Here is a 22,619-nt window from a genome sequence, read left to right on the forward strand (position 1 = left end):
TGTGCCGCCTCATCGGTTGGCGGCCTTGGTTCATTCGGTATGTGCCGTGGATGCCTCACCGGTCAAGGCGTTGTGCAGCGTGTGCCAGGCCAGGGTGGCGCACTTGACCCGCGCCGGAAACTCGCGCACACCGGCGAGTGCCGCGAGCTTGCCGAAATCGCGCTGCGGGCCGGGCTCGTCGCGCGCTGCGGTGAGCAGGGCGTGGAAGTCGCGAAACAGCGCTTCCACCTCGGCAAGCGGGCGGCCCTTGATCGCCTCGGTCATCAGCGACGCCGAGGCGGTGGAGATGGCGCAGCCGTGGCCGACGAAGCTGGCGTCATGAACGATGCCATCGGATACCTGCAGGTAGACCGTGAGCTGATCTCCGCACAGGGGGTTGTGGCCGTCGGCGTGGCGGTTGGCGCCGGTCATGGGGCGGTAATTGCGCGGGCTGCGGTTGTGATCGAAGATCACCTCCTGGTAGAGCTCGCGCAGCATGTCGTCCTTGTCGTTCATCACGCGCCCCTGGTGCCGAACATGCGTTGCGCCTTGTGGATGGCGGCGACGAGCGCGTCGATGTCGGCCGGGCTGTTATAGAGGGCGAATGAGGCGCGCGCAGTGCCGGGGATCCCCAGGCGTGTCATCAGCGGCATCGCACAGTGGTGGCCGGCGCGGATCGCCACGCCTTCGCTGTCCAGGATGGTGCCGAGGTCGTGCGGGTGGATGCCATCGACCAGGAAGGACAGGATGCCCGCCTTGTTGGCCGCGGTGCCGACGAGGCGCAGCCCGCGGATGTCGGCGAGCGCGGCGGTGGCTTGTTCGAGCAAGGCGTGCTCGTGGGCTGCGATGCGTTCGAGCCCGATGCCGCGGACGTATTCGATCGCCGCGCCGAGGCCGACCGCACCGGCGATGTTCGGGGTGCCGGCCTCGAAGCGTTGTGGCGAGGGCGCAAAGGTGGTGTGCTCGAAGGCGACGGTGCGGATCATGTCGCCGCCGCCTTGCCAGGGCGGCATGGCGTCGAGCAGCGCGCGACGGCCGTAGAGGGCGCCGATGCCGGTCGGGCCGTAGAGCTTGTGCCCGGAGAAGGCGTAGAAGTCACAGCCGATGGCTTGCACGTCGACCGTGGTGTGGGCGACGGCCTGCGCACCGTCTACCAGGACGACAGCCCCTGCGGCGTGCGCCTTGGCGGTCAGCTCGGCGACCGGTAGCACCGTGCCGAGCGCGTTCGACACATGGGTGATCGCGACCAGGCGGGTGCGCTCGCCGAGCAGGCCGTCGAAGGCGAGCATGTCGAGCTCGCCATTGATCTCCACCGGCACGACCTTGAGCACCGCGCCGGTCTGCTCGCACAGGAGCTGCCAGGGCACGATGTTGGAGTGGTGCTCCATGTGGGTCACCAGGATCTCGTCGCCCACCGTGAGACGTGGCCGCCCCCAGCTCTGTGCGACGAGGTTGATCGCCTCGGTGGTGCCGCGGGTGAACACGATCTCGTCTGCGCTGGCGGCATTGAGCAGCCCTTGCACGCTCGTGCGCGCAGTGTCGTAGAGCTCGGTCGCATGCTGGGACAGCCAATGCACGCCGCGGTGGATGTTGGCGTTCGAGTGGCGGTAGAAGTCGCGCTCGGCCTCGATCACGGCATCGGGCTTCTGCGTGGTTGCGCCGTTGTCCAGGTAGGCCAGGCGCTTGCCGTGCACCGGCCGTGACAGGATCGGAAAGTCGGCCGCGCGCTGCAGCAGGGCAGGGCGGGTGGCCGGTGCGCTTTGAAGGGTGTGCATATTCACTGCAGGGCCTCCATCCGTGCGCCGCCCGGCAGGCTCGACAGCAGCAGGCCACGGCCGCGCTTGCGCACGGCGGCGTGGGCGATGCGTTCGATGACCTCGGCGGCAAAGGCATAGGTCAACAGTTGGCGCGCATGGTCGGTGTCGATGCCGCGCGCGCGCAGGTAGAAGAGGGCGTCCTCGTCGATCTGGCCGACAGTGGCGCCGTGGGCGCATTTGACGTCGTCCGCATAGATCTCGAGCTCCGGGCGGGCGTCGGCCTCGGCCAGCCTGGACAGCAGCAGGTTGTCACAGCGCTGTATGGCATCGGTACGCTGTGCGTCCTGGGCGACGATGATGCGTCCGGCGAACACACCGCGCGCGTTGCCGTCGACCAGGCCACGGTAGTACTCGCGGCTGGTACCCAGCGGCCTGGCATGCTCGATGAGCGTGTGATGGTCGACATGGCGCCTGCCATCGACGTGATACAGGCCGTTGAACAGTGTCTCGCAGCCTTCGCCGGCGAAGCGGGTGCGGATGTCGTTGCGCGCCAGGCGGGCGCCGAAGGACAGCGAGTGTGAGGCGAAGTAGGCGCCGCGTGCCTGTTCGGCTTCGATCTGCGCGAGATGAATGGCTTGCGCGTCCTGCTGCTGCAGTTTCACGTGGGTGATGCGGGCGTCCTGCGCCGCCTGCACCCGGGTGACGACGGTGCCGAGCGTGGCACCGCCGCCGACATGGTGCTCGACAACCGTTGCCTCTGAATTGGCATCGGCCACGATCAGGTTGCGCAGGTGGGTGTCGGCCGCGCCGGTGGCGCCGATGAACACCAGGTGCAGCGGCTGCTCGAGCGCGGTGCCGCGCGCCAGATGCACGAAGGCGCCGTCGCTGCATAGCGCCAGGTTCAGTGCGTAGGGGCTGGCGCTGTCGTCAGCGCTGCCGAAGGCGGCCTCGACCGCATCGGGTGCGCTGTTCAGCGCCTCCGACAGTGCGCCTGCCTTCACGCCGGCCGGCAGCATGCCGGTAACCGACAGGACTGGCGCGAACCGTCCGTCTACGAACACCAGCCAGTGGTCGCCCTCATCGAAGGCCGCGCGCAGCGTGGCCAGCGCGAACGCAGGGTGGGGGGCAAACGCCGGCGCCGCCAGCGCCTGCTGATCGAGGAAGGCGAGCGAGGTGTGGCGCCAGCCTTCCAGCCGGCTCGTCGGCCAGCCGAGATCGGCGAAGCGCGCGATCGCGTCGGCGCGGCGACGCGCCAGCCAGGGCAGGGCAGCGCCGGGCAGCTGGCAGGCGCGCTCGCGCTGGTGCGCGACCCAGGCGTCGATCGTGCTCATGACCGTGCTCCTGATGCAGCCGCGGCGGCCTTGCCGTCGGCGTCGATCCAGCCGTAGCCGTGCGCTTCCAGCTCCAGCGCCAGTTCGCGACCGCCCGAGCGTACGATGCGGCCCTGCGACAGCACGTGCACCTTGTCGGGCACGATGTAGTCGAGCAGGCGCTGGTAATGGGTGATGACGATCATCGAGCGCTCGGGCGAGCGCAGGCGATTGACGCCCTCGGCGACGATCTTCAGCGCGTCGATGTCCAGCCCGGAGTCGGTCTCGTCCAGCACTGCGAGCCGGGGTTCCAGCAACGCCATCTGCAGTACTTCGTTGCGCTTCTTCTCGCCGCCGGAGAAGCCCTCATTGACCGAGCGGTAGAGGAATTCCTCCTTCATGCCGACCGCCTTCATCTCGGCCTTCACCCGCGCGAGGAAGTCCATCGCGTCGTACTCGGGCAGGCCGCGGTGGCGGCGCACCGCGTTGACCGCAGCCTTGAGGAAGTAGGCGTTGGACACGCCGGGAATCTCGACCGGGTACTGGAAGGCGAGGAAGAGCCCGGCGCGGGCGCGTTCCTCGGCAGGCAGGGCGAGCAGGTCGGTACCGTCCCAGTCCACGCTGCCGTCGGTGACGGTGAAACTGTCGCGCCCGGCGAGCACCTGGGCCAGCGTGCTCTTGCCCGAACCGTTGGGGCCCATGATGGCGTGCACCTCGCCGCTGCCCACCTCCAGGTTCAGACCCATGAGGATGGCCTTGCCGTCGACGGCCGCGTGCAGGTTGTTGATCTTCAGCATGTTTTCTCTCCCGATTTCAATTCCATATCTCGCCTGAGGCCCCTGCACGACAAGCGAGCGGTTACCGGCTCCGCCGTAGGAGCGGCGCCAGCCGCGAGCCTTTCCTGCGGATAGGCTGCGCCGCGTCGCCTTGAACCCCTCGCGGCTGGCGCCGCTCCTACGAGGACCTGCGGGGCCGATCTATCCCATTTCGGTTTAGCCGACACTGCCTTCGAGGCTCACGCCCAGTAATTTCTGCGCTTCCACCGCAAATTCCATCGGCAGTTCCTTGAACACCTCGCGGCAGAAGCCATTGACGATCATCGACACTGCGTCCTCTGCGCTGATGCCGCGCTGCATCGCATAAAAGAGCTGGTCCTCGCCGATGCGCGAGGTGGTGGCCTCGTGCTCGACATGCGCTGTGGGGTGGCGTACCTCGATGGTGGGGAAGGTGTGCGCCGCGCAGCGATCGCCGATCAGCAGCGAGTCGCACTGTGTGTAGTTGCGCGCACCTTCCGCCTTGGGCGTGACGCGCACCAGGCCGCGGAACGTGTTGCTGCCGCGCCCGGCCGAGATCCCCTTGCTGAGAATGGTGCTGCGGGTGTTGCGCCCCATGTGGATCATCTTGGTGCCGGTGTCGGCCTGCTGCAGGTTGTTGGTCAGCGCCACCGAGTGGAAGTCGCCCACCGAGTCGTCGCCGCGCAGGATCACGCTCGGGTACTTCCAGGTGATCGCCGAGCCGGTCTCGACCTGCGTCCAGGAGATGTGCGAGCGCGCGCCGCGACAGTCGCCGCGCTTGGTGACGAAGTTGTAGATGCCGCCCTTGCCGTCCTTGTCGCCCGGGTACCAGTTCTGCACGGTCGAGTACTTGATCTTGGCGTCGTCGAGCGCGATCAGCTCCACCACCGCGGCGTGGAGCTGGTTCTCGTCGCGCATCGGCGCGGTACAGCCTTCGAGATAACTGACCGAGGCACCTTCCTCGGCGATGATCAGCGTGCGCTCGAACTGGCCGGTATCGCGGGCGTTGATGCGGAAGTAGGTCGACAGCTCCATCGGGCACTTCACGCCCTTCGGGATGAAGACGAAGGAGCCGTCGGAGAACACTGCGGAGTTGAGCGCAGCGTAGAAGTTGTCGCCCGGCGGCACCACCGTGCCGAGGTACTGGCGCACCAGCGCCGGGTGCTCCTTCACCGCCTCGGAGAACGAACAGAACACGATGCCGTGCTCGCCCAGCTCCTTCTTGAAGGTGGTGGCCACGCTCACCGAGTCGAACACCGCATCCACCGCCACGCCAGCCAGGCGTGCGCGTTCGTGCAGCGGCACGCCGAGCTTCTCGAATGTGCGCAGCAGTTCCGGATCGACCTCGTCCAGGCTCTTGGGGCCGTCCGTCTTCGACTTGGGTGCCGAGTAATAGACGATGTCCTGGAAGTCGACCGGCGGAAACTGCACCGCGGCCCAGAGCGGCGGCGTCATCGTCAGCCAGTGGCGATAGGCCTCGAGCCGCCAGTCGAGCAGCCATTCCGGCTCGCCCTTGCGCGCCGAGATCGTGCGGATGACGTCCTCGGACAGCCCCTTGGGCACGGTGTCGGTCTCGAGCCGGGTTTCGAAGCCGGCAACGTAGTCCTGCTCCAGAAAGGCACCGAGTGCTTCGTTTCTCGTGGGGGCGTTCATGCTCGCTTCTCCTTGTCGGTGGCTACTGCGTGCGGGCCGAGGATGAGGTGTTCGTCCGGACCCTTGCCGCAGCCCTGCGGCTGGATCATGTCGGCGACGCTGACGTCCTGGAGTGCGTGGCGCACCACCTTGTTGATGCGAAGCCAGTTGTCACGGATGCGGCAACCGTCTTCCATATTGCACAGGCCGCTGCTCGCGCTGCACTCGGTGAGCCCGAAAGGGTGCTCCTCGAGTGCGTCGATGATTTCGGCGACGCTGATCTGCTGCGGCGGGCGCGCCAGGCTGTAGCCGCCCTGCGCGCCGCGCTGGCTGGTGACAAGCGCACCGCGTCCAAGCGTCTTGAGGACCTTGCTGACCGTCGGCACTCCCAGCCCAAGCGCGTCGGCCAGCCCCGCGGCGCTGAACACCCTGGCGGGGTCGCGGGCCATGTGGGTGAGGATGAGCGTGCCGTAGTCGGTGAGCTTGCTGATGCGCAGCATGTCTGTGGGTTCCGGGGTCTGTGTTTAAAGAGTACGAAAATGGTTCGATATAGTCAAGCGCTGCAGTCTATAAAGAAAGGAGTGCGATCCAACCTCGTCCTTCTCAAGTGGAGGCCTTGCTGCCGATGCGCCACATCACGCGCTTCGAATGGCCCTATCCCGTCTCACTTGCATTCCCGTTGCTGGGTCTTGCTGGGCTCGTGGCGTGGTGGCCTGTGTCGCTCTGGCGCTGGCCAGCCCTTGTCGGCGCGCTCGCCGGCCTGGCTGGCTGGACCCTGCTTGAGTATGTCCTGCACCGTTTCGTGCTGCATCGCATCGAGCCCTTTCGTACCTGGCATCTGGCCCACCACGCCGACCCATCGGGCCCGATCCGGGTACCGGTAGCCTTCAGCCTGGGGTTGTTGCTGGCGGTCCTGGGCGTGCCTGTGCTGCTGCTCGGGGCGGACGGGATGGCCGGCCCATTGTCCGCGGGGCTACTGTTGGGGCAGGTCGTGCAGGAGAGTGTGCATGTGAGGCTGCATGCACCGGCTGATGCGGGCGCGGGGCTGGCGCGCCTGTGCGCGCATCACGCCTACCACCATCAGTGCGACGCCGAGCGGGCGTTCGGGACGCTGACCTTGTTCTGGGATCGCTGTCTTGGCACCGCACCGCCCGCACGGTGAGGGAGAAGGCGGCGGGGGGGCGGATGCGGTGGAGGGGCTCAGCCGAGGCTTTCGGTCTTCAGTACGGCCTGGACTGCCGGACGCTCGGATACACGTGCCACAAAGGCGCTCAGGTGAGGCCACTGCGCGAGGTCGAGCTGGATATGGCGCGCCCAGCTCAGGACGGTGAACAGATAGGCGTCGGCGACGCTGAAGTCATCGCCCATCAGATACGCCTTGCCGGCCAGTTGGGCGTCGGTGTAGCCCAGCCGGCGTTCGAGGTTGGCGCGTGCCAGCGCCTTCCAGTCGTCCTTTGCGGCCGGGTTGAAGAACGGGCTGAAGGACTTGTGCAGCTCGGTGGCGATGAAGTTGAGCCAGCCCTGCAGCAGATAGCGGGCGATCGTGCCGTTGGCGGGGGCGAGCTTCCAGCCGGGGGCCTGGTCTGCGATGTACTGCAGGATCGCCGGCCCTTCGGTCAGCAGCACGCCATCGTCGAGCAGCAGGGCAGGGACGTAGCCCTTCGGGTTGATGACATTGAAATCGTCGTTCTGGGCCGTGCGCTTGGTCTTGAGGTCGACCGATTCCGTCTCGTAGTCGAGTCCGGACTCTTCAAGGGCGATGTGCGGGCTCAGCGAGCACGCGCCGGGCTTGAAATAGAGCTTCATGGGGGCTGTCTCCACCAGGGGGAAGGAGCTGCCTATTATGCCCTTGCGGGCATTCCCGAGGCACCGGTCGCGGGCTCACCGCCGGTACGTCTGTGCGCTTGAACCTCGAGCCAGTCAGACTGTACCCTGGCCGCCCGCAGTCGCAGTGCCGCGGCTGGCTCAACCCTTGAAAACCTCACACCCCTGGAGTTCCGACATGATCCCTGCGTTACAGCGGGCGGTGGTATGACCTCGCGCGAGACGGCTTCGGAGGCTGAAACGCGTAAGCTCCCTGGTGGAGCACCCACGAGCCTGTGGACCGACCTGCGCGCCGCGCTGCGCGGCACCAACGCCGACTACACGCGCATTCCGCTCAAGCGCGCGGTGTTCCTGCTGGCCGTGCCGATGATGCTGGAGCTGGTGCTCGAGTCGACCTTCGCAGTGGTCGACATCTTCTTCGTCGCCAAGCTCGGCTCGTCCGCGGTGGCGGCCGTCGGCCTGACCGAGACCTATCTGTTCCTGCTCTACTCGATCGCGATGGGGCTGGCGATGGCAGTCACGGCGATCGTCGCGCGGCGGGTCGGCGAGCATCGGGGCGACGAGGCCGCACTGTCGGCAGTGCAGGCCATCGCGGTGGCGGTACTGGTGTCGCTGCCGTTTGCCGTGGTGGGTATTGTCTGGGCGCAGGATCTGCTGCGCTTGATGGGGGCAGACGCCTGGGCCGTCGAGCACGGCTACCGCTACACCCAGTGGATGCTCGGCGGCAACGCGGTGATCATGCTGTTGTTCGTCATCAACGCCATCTTTCGCGGTGCGGGCGATGCAGCGGCGGCGATGCGCGTGCTGTGGGTCGCAAACGCGTTGAACATCGTGCTCGATCCGATCCTGATCTTCGGTCTCGGGCCGATCCCGGCGCTCGGCATAGAGGGCGCGGCGATCGCAACCAACATCGGCCGTGGCGTGGGCGTGCTGATGCAGCTGTGGATCCTTGTGCGCGGCAGCGAACACTTGCGTATCTGCCGAGCCTGCCTGCGCTGGCATGGTGCCACCCTGATGCAGATCGTGCACACCTCACTGGGCGGCATCGGACAGATGATCGTTTCGATGACGGCGTGGATCTTCCTGATGCGCATCCTCGCCAGCGTATCGACCGAAGCGGTTGCCGGGGCGACGATCACGATACGCATCATGATGTTTACGCTGATGCCGGCCTGGGGCATGTCCAACGCTGCGGCCACGCTGGTCGGGCAGAACCTCGGCGCGGGCGAGCCCGAGCGCGCAGAGGCCGCTGTGTGGCGTATCGGCTGGATGAACATGGCCTTCACGCTCGCTGTGTCGGTGGCCTTCTTCTTGCTCCACGACGAACTCGTCGCGCTGTTTTCGGATGACCTGCAGGTCATTGCCATCGGTGGCGAATGGCTGGCCATTCTGGCGTATTCCTACTTCGTCTATGGCTGGTGGATGGTGTCGGTGCAGGCCTTCAACGGTGCGGGCGACACGATGACGCCGACCTGGATCAACCTCGTGTTCTTCTGGCTGATACAGATCCCGCTCGCCTGGGCGCTAGCACTGCCCCTGGGGTGGGCGCACTCGGGTGTGTTCTGGGGGGTGTTCGTGTCGGAGACCGCGGTCGGGCTGTTTACGCTGTGGCTGTTCAGCCGTGGCCGCTGGAAGACGGCAAAGGTCTGATGATGGGGGCCGCGGCGGCGCATCGGCGTTGGGGCGTTCGCCGTCGAGTGCGGCGAAGGTCTGCTGGCCTGTGCGGCGCGCGTTTGCATGCTCCTGTCAAATGACGTTTCGTTCCGAGCGAACGGGGTGAGGATAGAATCCGTGGCCAGAGTCCGCGGCTTTGCGACCCATGCGAAGTGACGGATAACCCCTTCCAGCAGATCGATTCGGACACATGAACATCGCCATCAGTCTCAACGACGACATCGCCTCAGAGGAGGTGGTTGCGCTCTACAAAGCGAATCAATGGTCTTCGGCGGACAAGCCTTCCGAGCTCATGAAGGCCTTGCGCAACTCGCACAGTCTTGTCACCGCACGCGTCGACGGCAAGCTTGTCGGTATCGGCAATGCGATTTCAGATGGCCACCTCGTCGTCTATTACCCTCACATGCTCGTGCACCCTGAGCATCAGGGCCGGGGCATTGGCCGCTCGATGATGCTGGCTCTGGGTGAAAGGTATGCGGGTTTTCATCAGCAGATGCTTACCGCCGATGGTGAGGCAATCGGGTTTTACGAACGGATCGGGTTCGTGCGTGCAGGTCGTACGGTACCGATGTGGGTGTACTCGGGTACCGAGCATTGATGGTCGCAAACGCTGCACACCCGCCCGCAAGCACCTGGGCTGGCGTGTGTTGCGTTGATACTGCGGGCCGGATGATCAGGCGGGCGGCGCAATCCGCAGCGGAATCGTCACCGGCCCGTCGTTGACCAGCTCCACCTTCATGTCGGCGGCGAAGCGCCCGGTCTGGACGACGGGATGCGCCGCCTGCGCCCGGGTGACGAAATGTTCGTACAGCGCCTTGCCGGCGTGAGGGGCAGCGGCGTTGGTGAAGCTCGGGCGGTTGCCGCCCGCGGTGTCGGCAGCGAGGGTGAACTGGCTGACGATCAGCAGGCCGCCTTCCACATCCTGCACCGAGCGGTTCATCTTGCCTGCGGCGTCGGAAAAGATGCGCAGCTTCAGCACCTTGGCGAGCAGTTTGTCGGCCTCGGCGGGGGTGTCGCCGCGCTCGGCGCACACCAGCGTGAGCAGGCCTGGGCCGATCTCGCCGATTGTTTCACCGTCGACGATCACGCGCGCTTCGGAGACGCGTTGCAGCAGAGCCAGCATCCGGGATCCTTAATAAGGGGGTGGCGAGGTGCGCTGCGAGTTCATCCGCTCGCAGCAGTGCATGTGGGCCGGTGGGGTCAAACGCGCACGCGTGACAAGGCCTCGTTCAGTCCGGATGCCACGTCGGCGAGGCGGGCGGACGACTGGGCGATGTGGGTAACCGCTTCAGCGCTCTCCTCGGCCTGGCAGGCGATCTGTTCCACGTTGCGGGCGATCTCGTTTGCCGCGGCCGACTGTTCGCGGGTGGCGAGCTCGATTTCGCCGATCAGCCCCAGTGTTTGCTCGGCCGAGCCTTTGATGTGGCTCAGTGCGCTTGCGGTGGACAGTACCTTCTCCACGCTGATCTCCACCTGTGCCTCGCCGTGTTCCACCGAACTCACTGCGGCGCGGGTTTCTTCGGTCAGCGCGGCAATGATGCCGGTGATCTCGGTGGTGGACTGCCCTGTGCGCTCGGCGAGCTTTCGAACCTCGTCGGCCACGACGGCGAAGCCGCGGCCCGACTCGCCGGCCCTGGCTGCTTCGATTGCGGCATTCAGGGCGAGCAGATTGGTCTGCGCGGCAATTTCGGAGATCACTGCAACAATCTTTCCGATTTCGGTGGAGGATTGCGAGAGCTGCTCCATCGTCCTGGTGGTTTCCTTGACATTCGCGGCCAGCTGCCTGATTTGAGCTGCTGCCTGCTCGGCCGCTGCGATGCCGGCTTGCGCATCCTCTTCGCTCCTGCGGGCAGCAGCAGCGGCATCCTGAACGTTCGAGGCTACGGTGCTGATGGCTACAGTAACCTCCTCGACGGCGGCTGCCGTGGAGGCGGTCGCCTCGCTGCTTGCACTTGCAGTCCGCGAGACCTCGTCTATTGCGCCAGCGACGGTCTCGGATTGGACTTGGGTGCTACGCGCGGCCTCCTGCACGTTGATCAGGATTGCCTGCAGGTTTGCCATCATGGCGTTGTAGGCGTCGGCCACCTTTCCGATCTCATCTCTGCGTTCGCAATAGACCACTCTTCGCAGATCGCCGTCGCGCTGGGAGGCCTCCATGGTTTCGTGCAGCGACCTGAGGTCCCGAAAGGTTCGGGGTATCGAGACGAACGACAGCCAGCCGAGAACCATGCACGCAAGTCCAAAGGCAAGTGTGAGCTGTGTGGTCAGCGGCCCGGCATCTGCCCCATGGCCTCCGGAAGCGCTGTCGAGCCCTTTCAGGAACAGGAACAGGATGAGCATGCCGAGCAAGCCCATGGATAGCTGGAGCCGGGTTCCCATGGCGGTCGCACTCAATCGCCCAAGCAGGCCTTTACGCACGACGCGGCCGCTGTCGACCGTGAGGGCGCTGCCCTCGCGCATGCGCTTGTAGTTGGTCTCGAGCCAGGGTTTGAGATGCGCGGGTACCGTACGGCGGACCGACTCGTAACCCACAACCTTGCCGTTCTCTCTTACCGGTGAGGCGAAGGCATGTACCCAGTAATATCCACCGTCCTTGCGGCGATTCTTGACGTATCCACTCCAGGCCTTGCCTGCCTTGAGTGCCTTCCACAAATCTGCGAAGGCGTCGGTCGGCATGTCGGGGTGTCGCACAAGATTGTGCGGCGCACCAAGCAGTTCGTCCCTCGAGAAGCCGGACAGTTCGACGAAGAGGTCATTCGCGGCAACGATCTTGCCGCTCAGATCGGTCCTGCTGTAGATGAAGCGGCCTTCGGGGACCGTGGTTTCTATACTGGTGACAGGCTGATTGTTTCGCATGCCAATCTCCTACGGAACGCGGCTCGGACCCGGGACAAGATCTTGCCTGGATGTTATCGGTATTTTCCGGCAAACGTTTAGCCTTTTGGGCTATCGGTTTGGGCTATCGGTTTGGGCTATCGGTTTGGGATAGGGGAGGGCACTGTCGCCGATGATGCCGATGGCGCAACTGGCGGAGGGATGTCCTTCTGCCGGTCATTGATCAACCGCAATCTCATGTCGGTGGTGAAGTGCCCGGTCTGGACGATGGTCTTGCAGTCGAGGCCATGCGGGCTTTGGAGACTTGCCACTGGCGCACTGCGATCATTCGGGCCCGGCTACAAGAAAGACGCCACCCGGAGGTGGCGTCGAAAGCGATTGCGGCCGTCGCGCTGGCGACGGCAGGTGGGGTCAGACCGCGGCCAGCGCCTGCTCCAGGTCCGCGATGATGTCGTCGATGTGCTCGATGCCGATCGACAGGCGCACCATGTCGGGCGATACGCCGGCCTTGGCCAGTTCCGCCGGCGACAGCTGGCGGTGGGTGGTCGAGGCCGGGTGGCAGGCGAGTGACTTGGCGTCGCCGATGTTGACCAGGCGAGTGATGAGCTTGAGGGCGTCCTGGAAGCGGCCGCCGGCTTCGAGCCCGCCCTTCACGCCAAACGACAGGATGCCCGAGGCGCGGCCACCCATGTACTTCTGCACCAGGCCGTGGTCGGCGTGGTCGGCCAGGCCTGCATAGTTCACCCAGTCGACCTTGGCGTGCTTCTTCAGGTACTCGGCCACCTTGATGGTGTTGGTGCAGATGCGGTCCATGCGCAGTGCCAGCGTTTCGATGCCCTGCAGGATCAGGAAGCTGTTGAACGGCGAGATCGCCGCGCCGGTATTGCGCAGCGGCACGACGCGCGCACGGCCGATGAAGGCCGCTGCGCCGAGCGCTTCGGTGTAGACCACGCCGTGGTAGGACACGTCGGGCTCGTTCAGGCGCTTGAAGCGCGCCTTGTGCTCGGCCCAGGGGAACTTGCCCGAATCGACGATCACGCCGCCGATCGAGTTGCCGTGGCCGCCGAGGTACTTGGTGAGCGCGTGCACCACGATGTCGGCGCCGTGCTCGAAGGGACGGCACAGATAGGGCGAGGGCACGGTGTTGTCCACGATCAGCGGCACGCCGGCCTTGTGCGCGATCTCGGCCAGGCGGCCGATGTCGGTGACGTTGCCCAGCGGGTTGCCGACCGATTCGCAGAAGATCGCCTTGGTGCGTTCGTCGATCAGCGCAGCGAAGCTGTCCGGGTCGCGGTAGTCGGCGAAGCGCACCTGGATGCCGAACTGCGGCAGGGTGTGGGCGAACAGGTTGTAGGTGCCGCCGTACAGCGTCGACGCCGAGATGATGTTGTCGCCGGCTTCGGCGATGGTCTGGATCGCGTAGGTGATCGCCGACATGCCCGAGGCCACGGCTAGCGCGCCGATGCCGCCTTCCAGTTCGGCGACGCGCTGCTCGAGCACCGCGGTGGTCGGGTTCATGATGCGGGTGTAGATGTTGCCCTGCACCTTGAGGTCGAACAGGTCCGCGCCGTGCTGGGTGTCGTCGAAGGCGTAGGAGGTGGTCTGGTAGATCGGCACCGCGACGGCCTTGGTGGTCGGATCGGGCGAATAGCCGCCGTGCACGGCGATGGTTTCGAGCTTCATGTGTCAAGTCTCCCCTTCGGTGAAAGTGCCGGGGAGTATAGCCAGCGCGCGGGGGATATCGAAATAACGGAACAATCCAAGGCGCTGCCTCAAGAGTGTGCTCGCTATGGGCCAACGCGGCATGACCCGGTACACTCCGCGGCCTGACTCACGCGATATCACTCGGAACCTCATGGCCCAACTCATCCTCAACCCCGGCAAGGAACGCTCGCTGTTCCGCCGCCACCCCTGGATCTTCGCCGGTTCGGTCGACCGCCTCGACGGCCGCGCGCGGCCGGGCGACACGGTGACGGTGGTGACGGCCGAGGGCAAGGCGCTGGCGCGCGCGGCCTGGTCGCCCGAATCGCAGATCCGCGCACGGGTGTGGAGCTTCGAGGCCGAGGCGGCGATCGACCATGCCTTCTTCAAGCGTGCGGTAGCGGCTTCGGTCGCGCGCCGCTCCGCGATTCCCGCGCTGAAGGGGCAGGAAGGCGTGCGCCTGATCCATGGCGAATCCGACGGCCTGCCCGGGGTGATCGCCGACCGCTACGGCAATGTCGTGGTGCTGCAGCTCACCAGCGCAGGCGCGGACAAATGGCGCGAGGCCATTGTCGCCGGGCTGGTGCAGGCCACCGGCTGTGCGGCGATCTACGAGCGCTCGGACTCCGAAGTGCGCGGCCTGGAGGGCCTCGAACCGCGTACCGGCTGCGTGCATGGCGAACTGCCGGCGGGCGGGCTGACCATCGTCGAGAACGGGGTGCGCATGGAGGTGGACGTGGAAGGCGGCCACAAGACCGGCTTCTACCTCGACCAGCGCGACAACCGCCTGCTGACCGGCCAGCTCGCCGCCGGGCGCGAGGTGCTCAACTGCTTCTGCTACACCGGCGGCTTCTCGCTGCAGGCGCTGGCCGGCGGGGCGAAGTCGGTGCTGTCGATCGACTCCTCGGGGCCGGCGCTGGCGTCGGCGCAACGCAACTTCGCGCTCAACCCGCAGCTCGATGCCAGCCGTGCCGAATGGCACGAGGCCGACGTGTTCAAGGCGCTGCGCGCGCTCAAGGACGAAGGCCGCAGGTTCGACCTGATCGTGCTCGATCCGCCCAAGTTCGCGCCTTCGGCCGCACACGCCGAGCGTGCTGCGCGTGCCTACAAGGACATCAACCTGTTCGGTTTCCGCCTGCTCAACCCGGGCGGCATCCTGATGACCTACTCCTGCTCGGGCGGTATCGGCCAGGAGCTGTTCCAGAAGATCGTCGCAGGCGCGGCCAACGATGCCGGTGTCGATGCGCGCATCATCTACCGCCTGGCGGCCGCACCCGACCATCCAATCGGGCTGGCCGTGCCCGAAGGCGAGTACCTGAAGGGGCTCGCCTGCCAGGTCGGCTGAGCCGGCGCTTTGGCGCAAAGGTTGAGGCGGCATCAGGCGGCAAGGACGTCGGCGCGCATTGACTTGGTCGTGTCCGATCGTCCGCCCTCAGGCATCATGGCGCCCCTCACTCCCCGATAACCGGAAACAAGGCTCCGCATGTACCCCATTCACGATACCGACGCCCAGCTGCTGCTGGCCACCTTCATGGCTTCGAAGAGGCGGCCCGCGGCGCTGGCGGAGATCGTGGCTGCCGCCGAGTTCATGGGCTGCCCCGTGACCGCACCCAGAGCATGGGCGAGTGCATTCGAGCAACTCTCCACGCATGGCCTGCTGGTGGCTGCGGGCGACGGCTACGCCCTTGCGCCGGCCGCTCAGGAGATGGCATCCGGTCTGCCGAAGAAGGCGGAGAGCGATGAGCGTGTCTTTCTCGTGCGCGAGAGACTGTCTGCCTACAAGGCACCTGCCGCGAGCGCGGCCGTCGTCGTCAGCGAGGCGCAGTTCGAGGCCGCCCTTGCGGCGCATGCCGCGCTCGCACAGCAGGGTGGCAAGAACCTGCTGATGCCCAAGCCCAAGCGCGATGACGACGACCGCCCGCGCCGTCCGCAAGGCCGTCGTCCCTTTGGTGGCCCCCGCCGTCGCGCCTGACACCGCGCCTGCATTCAGCCGAAGCGGGTCGCCGGCACGCGCTCGCCGACGCTGTCGGCCTCCGTCAGCGGCTCGCCAGTTGCCGTGCGGAGCGGGATCACGCCTGCCCACACCGGCCAGTCGAGATCTTCCGCATCGTCCTTGACGCCCCAGTCGCGCACCTTGGCCGAGGCCTCGGCTAGCGCGATCCGCAGCAGGCCGGTGGCGTTGAGCTCCTTGTCGGAGATCGGGCGCAGCGTGTCCCAGCGGCCGGGGTAGAAGCCTTCGATGAAGGCGCGCAGGCTGCCGAGTTTGTGTGCGGGGTCGGTCACCAGTTCGAAACGGCCATAGATGACCACCGAGCGGTAGTTCATCGAGTGATGCATCGCCGAACGCGCCAGTACCAGCCCGTCGGCCAGTGCGATCGTCACACAGGCCTCGCCTGCGGTCAGCGCCTTCAGCATGCGCGAGGCCTTGGCGCCGTGGATGTAGAGATGATCGCCCTCGCGCCAGTGGATTGTGGGGATCGCATGCACGACGCCGTCGATCTGGAAGGCGACGGTACAGATCATGGCCGCGTCGACGATGGCGGCGACCGTGCTCGCATCGTAGTGCGCGCGCTCGGGCAGGCGGCGGATGCGGGCACGGGAGGATGGGGCGGCGGCTGAGGCGGATTGGGGCATGGCAAGGTGCTCGCAGTGGTTTCGATGGCGCCATCCTAGGGTATCGGTGGTACCTTGCGTGGTGCCACAACGACCACTCTCAATGGAGCCACGATGGAGTTCGACTGGCTGCTGGCCCTGCTCTCGCCCGAGACCGTGCCTGGGACCACGCCCGGTGAGGGAGGTGGCGCGGGCGCCGAGGCCATCCCGCGCCAGCGCATGCTCTATCTGCGTTTGCGCGAGGCTGTGCTGGCGGGGCGGCTTCCCGCCGGGACGCGCCTGCCAGCCAGCCGAAGCCTGGCGGCGACGCTGGGTATTGCGCGCAACACGGTGCTGTTTGCCTACGAGCAGCTGGTTGCCGAGGGCTGTCTGGTCGCCGACCGTCAGGGCACCCGCGTGGCGCCGCTGCCGGCGCCGTGCGCGGCGCGACCGGTTGCAGTGGCGGCCACGAACGCGCCAGGGCTTGCCGAACGGGCCGCGCTGGCGGTGCGGCGCGAACCCGCGCGTGATGCCGAGGCGTTACCGTTCTCGCCCGGAGTGCCGGATTTCGGCGCCTTCCCGTTCCGCAGCTGGCGCGCCTGCCTGGAGCGTGCGTGGCGCGATGCCGGCTGGCGCCAGCTGGGCTATGCCGCACATGGCGGTGATGCGCTGCTGCGAGAGGCACTGGCGGGCCATCTCACCAGCGTACGAGGCTTGGCCGTGGCAGCCGGTCAGATCGTCGTCACCAGCGGCACGCAGGCTGCGCTCGATCTCTGCGCGCGCTTGCTGGCCGATCATGGCGACACGGCGTGGGCCGAAAACCCGGGCTATCTCGCTGCCCGCGTAGCCTTCGGGCTGGCCGGGCTGCGGGTGCATGACGTTCCCGTCGATGCGCAGGGAATGGCCCCGGACGAGGACGACTGGGGCCGCCATCGGCCGCGTCTGATCATGGTGACGCCCTCGCACCAGTATCCCAGCGGCCGCGTAATGCCGTTGTCGCGCCGCCTGGCATTGATCGAGCGTGCCCGCGAAGCCGGGGCGTGGATCATCGAGGACGACTACGACAGCGAGTTCCGCCGCGCCGGCCCGGCGCCGCCCGCGCTGTTCGGCCTGCAGCCCGATGCACCGGTCGTCTACGCCGGCACCTTCAGCAAGACGCTGTATCCCGGCCTTCGCCTGGGCTACCTGGTGCTGCCGCAAACCATCGCGGCCGACTTCGTTCATGCCGCAGCGCTGGCCACGCGCGCGGGGCAGGGCATCGAGCAGCGTGCGCTGGCCGACTTCATCCAGCGCGGCCACTATACAACCCACCTGCGCCGTATGCGTGCGCGCTACAACGGCCGGCAGGCGGCGCTGCGCTCGGCCATGCAGCAAGTCTTCGGACAGGACGTTGAGCTGTCCGGAGGAGAAGCCGGGCTGCATCTGGTGATGCGCCTGCCCGACGCTGTTGCCGACGGGGCGGTGGCGCAACGCGCCGCCGTGCTGGGCCTGGGCGTGAGGGCGCTGTCCGCCTACGCCAGGCCACCCGTGCGCTGCAACGGGCTGGTGCTGGGCTACGGCAACCTGGATGAGGACAACGTCGCCGAGGCCGTACGCCGCCTGGCGCTGGCGGTCGGCGGCTGAGCGCCTCGCCGCCGACCGTGGGCTATCCCGTGGCTCAGCGGGTGCCGTAACGCTCCAGCCAATGCGCGTACGGTGCAGGCAGCACCCAGGTGGGGCGGTCGATCTTCAATGCGCGCGCGGCCTGCATCGGCCAGTGCGGATTGGCGAGATGGGCACGGCCGACCATGACGAGGTCGAGCTGGCCCCTGGAGACCGTACCATCGGCGATCTGCGGATCGTCGATGCCCCATGCCGCGGCGACGGGCAGACCGGCCTCGGCGCGAACACGGCCGGCGATGGGGGCGAGGAAGGCCGGGCCCCAGGGGATGTTGGCCTGCAGGGTCGAGAAGCCGACGCTGACGCTCAGCAGGTCGAGCCCGCCCTGCCTGAAATTGCGTGCGAGCTCGATCGACTCCGCCAGCGTTTCCTCGTCGCGGCCGTCGTATTCGATGACGCCGAAGCGCGCGGTCAGCGGCAGGTGCTCGGGCCACACCTCGCGCACGGCGGCAAGCGTCTCGAGCAGGAAGCGGCCGCGGTTAACCGCGTTGCCGCCGTAGGCGTCGTCGCGCTGGTTCGCATGTACCGAGAAGAAGCTCTGGCCGAGGTAGCCGTGGGCGAAGTGCAGTTCCAGCCATTCGAAGCCGGCGTCGCGTGCGCGGCGGGCGGCAGCGACAAAGTCGGCGCGCACGCGGGCGATGTCGTCCAGCGTCATCGCCTTGGGCGCCTTCGGCAGGTGGGCGCCGAAGGCAAGGGCCGAGGGCGAGATTGTCGCCCAGCCGCGCGGGTCGCCCTCGGCAATGTGGTCGTCGCCCTCCCACGGGCGGTTGGCGCTGGCCTTGCGGCCGGCGTGGCCGATCTGGATGCCGGCTACGGCGCCGGCCGCCTTGATGGACGCGGCGATGGGGGCGAGCGCCGCGGCCTGGGTGTCGTTCCACAGACCCAGGCAGCCAGGCGTGATCCGTCCCTCCGGCGAGACGGCGGTGGCCTCGACGATGACGAGACCGGCGCCGCCACGTGCGAGCGCCGGGTAATGCACCGCATGCCAATCATTGACGACGCCATCTGTGGCCATGTACTGGCACATCGGCGGAATGGCGATGCGGTTGCGCAGGGTGACGTCCTTGAGCCTGAAGGGCTGGAACAGTGCGGTCATGCGTGATCCTCTCCTGGGGTTCTTGTGTGAGTCGTATGGGGCTGGGGGCAGTGCTTAGAAGCAGGCCTCGAGGATGCGGCGGCTGGCGGCGAGGTCGATGTCGCGATGTTCGCCGAGTGCGGTCATGCCGTGGGCTTCGAGCTGGGCGACGATGCGGTCGACCGCGTCGGCGCCGATGCCGTAGGCGGACAGGCGGGTGTTGACGCCGAGCGATTCGAAGAAGGCACGCGTGCGGGCGATGGCGGCGTCGATGCGCTCGTCCTCGCTGCCGGCGTGGATGTCCCACACGCGCGCTGCAAACTGCAGTAGCTTGGCGCGCTTGGCTTCGCGACGCAGATGGAGCAGGCTGGGCAGCACGACGGCCAGGGTCTGAGCGTGGTCGAGGCCGTACAGCGCGGTGATCTCGTGGCCGATCATATGGGTCGCCCAGTCCTGCGGCACGCCGGCGCCGATCAGGCCGTTGAGGGCCTGGGTGGCGGCCCACATCAGGTTGGCGCGCACATCGTAGTCTTCGGGCGTGGCCAGTGCCTGCGGGCCGACTTCGACCAGCGTCTGCAGCAGGCTTTCGGCGTAGCGGTCCTGCACAGGGGCGTTGACCGGGTAGGTCATGTACTGCTCCATCACATGCACGAAGGCATCGACCGCGCCATTGGCGATCTGACGCGGGGGCAGGGTGAAGGTCTTGACCGGGTCGAGCACCGAGAAGCGCGGGAACACCAGCGGGCTGCCGAAGCCGAGCTTCGCCTGCAGCGACTTGCGGGTGACGACCGAGAAGCAGTTCATCTCCGAGCCGGTGGCGGGCAGGGTCAGCACGCAGCCCACGGGCAGCGCCTGGGTGAGGTGCTTGGCGCGCGTTTCCAGAATCTCCCAGGGCTCATTCGGGTAGTTGACTGCGGCGGCGACGAACTTGGTACCGTCGATGACCGAGCCACCGCCGACCGCGAGCAGGAAGTCCAGCTTGTCGCGGCGGACCTGCTCGACCGCAGCCATCAGGGTTTCGTAGGACGGGTTGGGTTCGATGCCGCCGAAGCGCTGCACGGTGCGCGCGCCCAGCGCGGCTTCGACCTCTGCGAGGGTGCCGTTGCGTTCGGCGCTGCCACCGCCGTACAGCACCAGCACGCGGGCGTCGGCGGGGACGAGCTCATCGATGTGCGCGATGCTGTCCTTGCCGAAGACGATGCGGGTAGGGTTGTAGTAGTCGAAGTTCAGCATGTGGGCTCCTGTTGCCGCCTTGGGTGTGGCCTCATGTGCGGCCTTTGAGAGGTAGGAATTAGACTGGTCGTCTAGAGTTCAGGCAAAATGATCAGGGTTCGAGCAGGCCTTGGGTGGCCGCCCAGGCGTGTTCGAGCGGGCTTTCGTCGCGGTGCAGTTTGGCGAGCAGGCTGGCACCGAGCCAGAGCTGGTACAGCATGCGAGCCGTGGCCAGCGGATCGAGCGCCGGCAGCGAGCCGTCGGCGACGCCGCTCGACACGCAGCCAGCGAGGCGGCCGATGATGCGGTCGGTGCCGTCGCGCAGCGTGAGTCGCATCGCTTCCGACAGGTCCGCCACCTCGGCGCCGAGCTTGACCACGAGACATTTCTGTTCGTCGCAGTTCTCCTGCCCCTGCGTACTGCGCCACTGGCCGAAATAGCGCAGGAGTCGTGTCTTGCCGTCCAGCCCGGGCATGCCGAGCAGGGTGTCGAGTTGGCCCAGGTAGTTGTCGAAGTAGTCCTGCAGCAAGGCCTGGCCGAAGGCCTCCTTCGACTTGAAGTAGTGATAGAACGAGCCCTTGGGCACGTCCGAGGCCTGCAGCAGCTCTGCAAGGCCGACGCACGAGAAGCCCTTGGCCGCAATGATGCGGTTGCCGGTATCGAGGATGTGCTGACGGGTATCGGTGTGGCGCGAACTCATGGAGGCGGATCATACGTGCTACTAGACCGGTCGTCTAGATCTGGCCGAGTTGGCACGCTGAGGCACGACGTCCGTCGCATTAAGCGATACAGTTCCATTCCCAATCAGAAAACAAGAAATTGCTCATGAAGAAGAACCTCTGGCTGCTGGCCATCGCCCAGGGCCTGTTCCTGACCAACAACGTGGTCTTCATCGCCATCAACGGCCTGGTGGGCTTGTCGCTGGCGCCGGTGGCCTGGATGGCGACTCTGCCAGTCATGGGCTACGTGGTTGGCGGCGCGCTGTCGACCGGCCTGGTGGCCCGTACCCAGCGGCGCTGGGGGCGGCAGGTGTCCTTCCAACTGGGCCTGGCGGTAGCCTTCGTGACCGCGCTGCTGTGCGCCTTTGCGCTGTCGATCGGCAGCTTCTGGCTGCTGGTGGCAGGCACGCTGGTGGCGGGCTACTACAGCGCGAACGGTCAGCTCTACCGTTTTGCTGCGGCTGAACTGGCGCCGGCCTCGTTCCGCGAGAAGGCGGTGTCGCTGGTGCTGGCGGGCGGCCTGATCGGGGCGGTGATCGGCCCCAACCTGGCCAACTACACCCGCGAGTCGATGGGCGCCCCTTTCCTGGGCTCCTACCTCGCGCTTGCCGTGGTGGCGCTGGTCTCCATGGCGGTCATGCGCGGCATCGCGTTTCCGCCCGAGCCGGCGCGCAAGGCGGGTGCAGACGGCGGCCGCCCGCTCGCCGAGATCATGCGCCAGCCGGTGTTCGTCGTGTCCACGATGGGGGCGGCGCTGGGCTATGGGGTGATGAACCTGCTGATGGCGGCGACGCCGCTGGCGATGGACGTGTGCGGCATGCCGTTCTCGGATGCTGCGCTGGTGCTGGAGTGGCACGTGATCGGCATGTTCGCCCCCGGTTTCTTCACCGGGCACCTCATCAAGCGCTTCGGCGTGCTGCAGATCATGGGCGTGGGGGTTGCGCTCAACTTCGCCTGCATCTTCGTAGCGCTGTCGGGGCAGGACCTGCACCAGTTCCTGATCGGCCTGTTCCTGCTCGGCGTGGGCTGGAACTTCCTGTTCACCGGCAGCACCACGCTGGCGATGCAGGCCTACCGGCCGGAAGAGAAGGACAAGGCACAGGCGGCGATCAACTTTGCGGTGTTCGCAGTCATGGCGCTGACCTCGTTCGCCTCGGGCGCCCTGGTCACGACCCAGGGCTGGGCGCTGCTCAACCTCGGTTCGCTGATCCCGGTAGGGCTGACGGGCGCGGCCCTGGTGTGGCTGGCGCTGCGCCAGCGGCGCGAGGCGGCGCAGGCGTCCTGATTGCGGCGCACTCAATGAAAGTCGCGGCTGCGGGCTGCGAGCGTGCCGAGCAGGGCGGAGTGGTCCACCACCCGGCTTGCCACCAGGTGCACGACGCGTCCCTGGCGGCTGACCTGGCCGTACACGCCCATCAGCTGCGCGCCGAGCAGGATGCGGCGCTGCAACTCGAACAACTCGGGGCGCACGATGACGTTGGTGAGCCCGGTTTCGTCCTCCAGGGTGACGAACAGCGTCCCCTTGGCGGTGCCCGGACGCTGGCGGCAGGTGACCAGGCCCGCGCCGCGGGCCAGCATGCGGTCGGGCGCAGTTGCGATATCGGCGGCAGTGAGAAAGCGCAGCCGGGCGAGCTGCTTGCGAACGAAGGACAAGGGGTGGCGGCCGAGGGTGAAGCCCAGGCGCGCATAGTCGGCGAGCAGGTCTTCGGCTTCATCCGGGGCGGCGAGTTCGGCGGCTGCATCTCCGCCCGGTGCCGCGGCCAGCAGGCCGGGTAGCGGCGGCGCGCCACTCGCCTGCCACAGTGCCTGGCGGCGGTGGCCGGCGAGGCTGGCGAGCGCGCCGGCGCCCGCCAGCC

General features: G+C 67.0%; 21 protein-coding genes and 1 pseudogene. 7 read left to right on the forward strand and 15 right to left on the reverse strand.

The window, feature by feature from the left end; genetic code table 11:
• Window positions 1–30: 30 nt before the first annotated feature.
• The 6 genes from sufU to C662_RS10160 form a co-directional block, all read right to left on the reverse strand.
• On the reverse strand, window positions 31–495 hold the full coding sequence (gene sufU, locus C662_RS10135; RefSeq protein WP_002928300.1) for a Fe-S cluster assembly sulfur transfer protein SufU: 465 nt from the start codon (window positions 493–495) through the stop codon (window positions 31–33).
• On the reverse strand, window positions 495–1,754 hold the full coding sequence (locus tag C662_RS10140; protein WP_051018560.1) for a cysteine desulfurase: 1,260 nt from the start codon (window positions 1,752–1,754) through the stop codon (window positions 495–497). The genes sufU and C662_RS10140 overlap by 1 nt, the downstream gene beginning before the upstream one ends.
• A 2-nt stretch (window positions 1,755–1,756) precedes the next feature.
• Window positions 1,757–3,067 carry a Fe-S cluster assembly protein SufD gene (sufD, locus tag C662_RS10145; RefSeq protein WP_002928305.1) on the reverse strand — a complete coding sequence of 437 codons (1,311 nt, stop codon included), beginning with the start codon at window positions 3,065–3,067 and terminating at the stop codon, window positions 1,757–1,759.
• Window positions 3,064–3,843 (reverse strand): Fe-S cluster assembly ATPase SufC, encoded by a 780-nt coding sequence (sufC, locus tag C662_RS10150; protein ID WP_002928306.1) that lies wholly within the window; start codon window positions 3,841–3,843, stop codon window positions 3,064–3,066. Before sufC ends, sufD begins: the two co-directional genes overlap by 4 nt.
• A 195-nt stretch (window positions 3,844–4,038) precedes the next feature.
• The gene (gene sufB / locus C662_RS10155; RefSeq protein WP_002928307.1) at window positions 4,039–5,493 is read right to left on the reverse strand and encodes a Fe-S cluster assembly protein SufB; all 1,455 of its coding nucleotides are present in this window, start codon (window positions 5,491–5,493) and stop codon (window positions 4,039–4,041) included.
• A complete protein-coding gene (locus tag C662_RS10160; RefSeq protein WP_002928308.1) occupies window positions 5,490–5,972 on the reverse strand; it encodes an SUF system Fe-S cluster assembly regulator in 483 nt (160 codons plus the stop codon). The genes sufB and C662_RS10160 overlap by 4 nt, the downstream gene beginning before the upstream one ends.
• Before the next feature lie 125 nt (window positions 5,973–6,097).
• Here C662_RS10160 and C662_RS10165 point away from each other — a divergent pair, with 125 nt between their 5' ends.
• Window positions 6,098–6,634 (forward strand): sterol desaturase family protein, encoded by a 537-nt coding sequence (locus C662_RS10165; RefSeq protein ID WP_002928309.1) that lies wholly within the window; start codon window positions 6,098–6,100, stop codon window positions 6,632–6,634.
• Between the two features lie 38 nt (window positions 6,635–6,672).
• Here C662_RS10165 and gstA read toward each other — a convergent pair whose 3' ends face one another.
• The gene (gstA, locus tag C662_RS10170) at window positions 6,673–7,278 is read right to left on the reverse strand and encodes a glutathione transferase GstA (RefSeq protein WP_002928310.1); all 606 of its coding nucleotides are present in this window, start codon (window positions 7,276–7,278) and stop codon (window positions 6,673–6,675) included.
• 225 nt (window positions 7,279–7,503) lie between these two features.
• Here gstA and C662_RS10175 point away from each other — a divergent pair, with 225 nt between their 5' ends.
• Both C662_RS10175 and C662_RS10180 read left to right on the forward strand, forming a co-directional pair.
• Window positions 7,504–8,946, forward strand: a complete 1,443-nt coding sequence (locus tag C662_RS10175) for an MATE family efflux transporter (RefSeq protein ID WP_002928312.1) — start codon at window positions 7,504–7,506, stop codon at window positions 8,944–8,946.
• A gap of 214 nt (window positions 8,947–9,160) precedes the next feature.
• Entirely contained in the window at window positions 9,161–9,568 is a 408-nt protein-coding gene (locus C662_RS10180) for a GNAT family N-acetyltransferase (RefSeq protein ID WP_002928315.1), read from the forward strand.
• 75 nt (window positions 9,569–9,643) lie between these two features.
• Here C662_RS10180 and dtd read toward each other — a convergent pair whose 3' ends face one another.
• From dtd to C662_RS10195, 3 genes are all read right to left on the reverse strand, one after another.
• The gene (gene dtd, locus C662_RS10185; RefSeq protein WP_002928317.1) at window positions 9,644–10,093 is read right to left on the reverse strand and encodes a D-aminoacyl-tRNA deacylase; all 450 of its coding nucleotides are present in this window, start codon (window positions 10,091–10,093) and stop codon (window positions 9,644–9,646) included.
• Between the two features lie 77 nt (window positions 10,094–10,170).
• The gene (locus C662_RS10190) at window positions 10,171–11,826 is read right to left on the reverse strand and encodes a methyl-accepting chemotaxis protein (protein ID WP_002928321.1); all 1,656 of its coding nucleotides are present in this window, start codon (window positions 11,824–11,826) and stop codon (window positions 10,171–10,173) included.
• A gap of 390 nt (window positions 11,827–12,216) precedes the next feature.
• Window positions 12,217–13,488 (reverse strand): bifunctional O-acetylhomoserine aminocarboxypropyltransferase/cysteine synthase, encoded by a 1,272-nt coding sequence (locus C662_RS10195; protein WP_002928323.1) that lies wholly within the window; start codon window positions 13,486–13,488, stop codon window positions 12,217–12,219.
• Between the two features lie 172 nt (window positions 13,489–13,660).
• On the opposite strand from C662_RS10195, the gene C662_RS10200 reads away from it, so the two are divergent.
• Both C662_RS10200 and C662_RS10205 read left to right on the forward strand, forming a co-directional pair.
• A complete protein-coding gene (locus C662_RS10200) occupies window positions 13,661–14,851 on the forward strand; it encodes a class I SAM-dependent rRNA methyltransferase (protein WP_002928329.1) in 1,191 nt (396 codons plus the stop codon).
• A 138-nt stretch (window positions 14,852–14,989) separates the two neighbouring features.
• Entirely contained in the window at window positions 14,990–15,478 is a 489-nt protein-coding gene (locus tag C662_RS10205; protein ID WP_002928332.1) for a hypothetical protein, read from the forward strand.
• 14 nt (window positions 15,479–15,492) lie between these two features.
• On the opposite strand, the gene C662_RS10210 is transcribed toward C662_RS10205, so the two are convergent.
• Window positions 15,493–16,140 (reverse strand): pyridoxamine 5'-phosphate oxidase family protein, encoded by a 648-nt coding sequence (locus C662_RS10210; protein ID WP_002928334.1) that lies wholly within the window; start codon window positions 16,138–16,140, stop codon window positions 15,493–15,495.
• A gap of 93 nt (window positions 16,141–16,233) precedes the next feature.
• Between C662_RS10210 and pdxR the strand changes: the two genes are divergently transcribed.
• Window positions 16,234–17,721: a MocR-like pyridoxine biosynthesis transcription factor PdxR gene (gene pdxR, locus C662_RS10215; protein ID WP_002928337.1), complete on the forward strand. Its 1,488-nt coding sequence runs from the start codon at window positions 16,234–16,236 to the stop codon at window positions 17,719–17,721.
• 34 nt (window positions 17,722–17,755) lie between these two features.
• Here pdxR and C662_RS10220 read toward each other — a convergent pair whose 3' ends face one another.
• The 3 genes from C662_RS10220 to C662_RS10230 all read right to left on the reverse strand — a co-directional run bounded on the left by C662_RS10220 (window position 17,756) and on the right by C662_RS10230 (window position 20,744).
• Entirely contained in the window at window positions 17,756–18,853 is a 1,098-nt protein-coding gene (locus tag C662_RS10220) for an NADH:flavin oxidoreductase/NADH oxidase (RefSeq protein ID WP_002928339.1), read from the reverse strand.
• Window positions 18,854–18,907: 54 nt separating this feature from the next.
• A complete protein-coding gene (locus tag C662_RS10225) occupies window positions 18,908–20,065 on the reverse strand; it encodes an iron-containing alcohol dehydrogenase (protein WP_002928340.1) in 1,158 nt (385 codons plus the stop codon).
• A 91-nt stretch (window positions 20,066–20,156) separates the two neighbouring features.
• Window positions 20,157–20,744, reverse strand: a complete 588-nt coding sequence (locus C662_RS10230; RefSeq protein ID WP_002928341.1) for a TetR/AcrR family transcriptional regulator — start codon at window positions 20,742–20,744, stop codon at window positions 20,157–20,159.
• 125 nt (window positions 20,745–20,869) lie between these two features.
• Here C662_RS10230 and C662_RS10235 point away from each other — a divergent pair, with 125 nt between their 5' ends.
• The gene (locus C662_RS10235; protein ID WP_002928342.1) at window positions 20,870–22,048 is read left to right on the forward strand and encodes an MFS transporter; all 1,179 of its coding nucleotides are present in this window, start codon (window positions 20,870–20,872) and stop codon (window positions 22,046–22,048) included.
• 11 nt (window positions 22,049–22,059) lie between these two features.
• On the opposite strand, the pseudogene C662_RS10240 reads toward C662_RS10235, so the two are convergent.
• A pseudogene (locus C662_RS10240) lies at window positions 22,060–22,619 on the reverse strand (error-prone DNA polymerase); the annotation flags it as partial.

Origin of the sequence: Thauera sp. 28, assembly GCF_000310145.2 — a bacterium.
GTDB lineage: Bacteria > Pseudomonadota > Gammaproteobacteria > Burkholderiales > Rhodocyclaceae > Thauera > Thauera mechernichensis.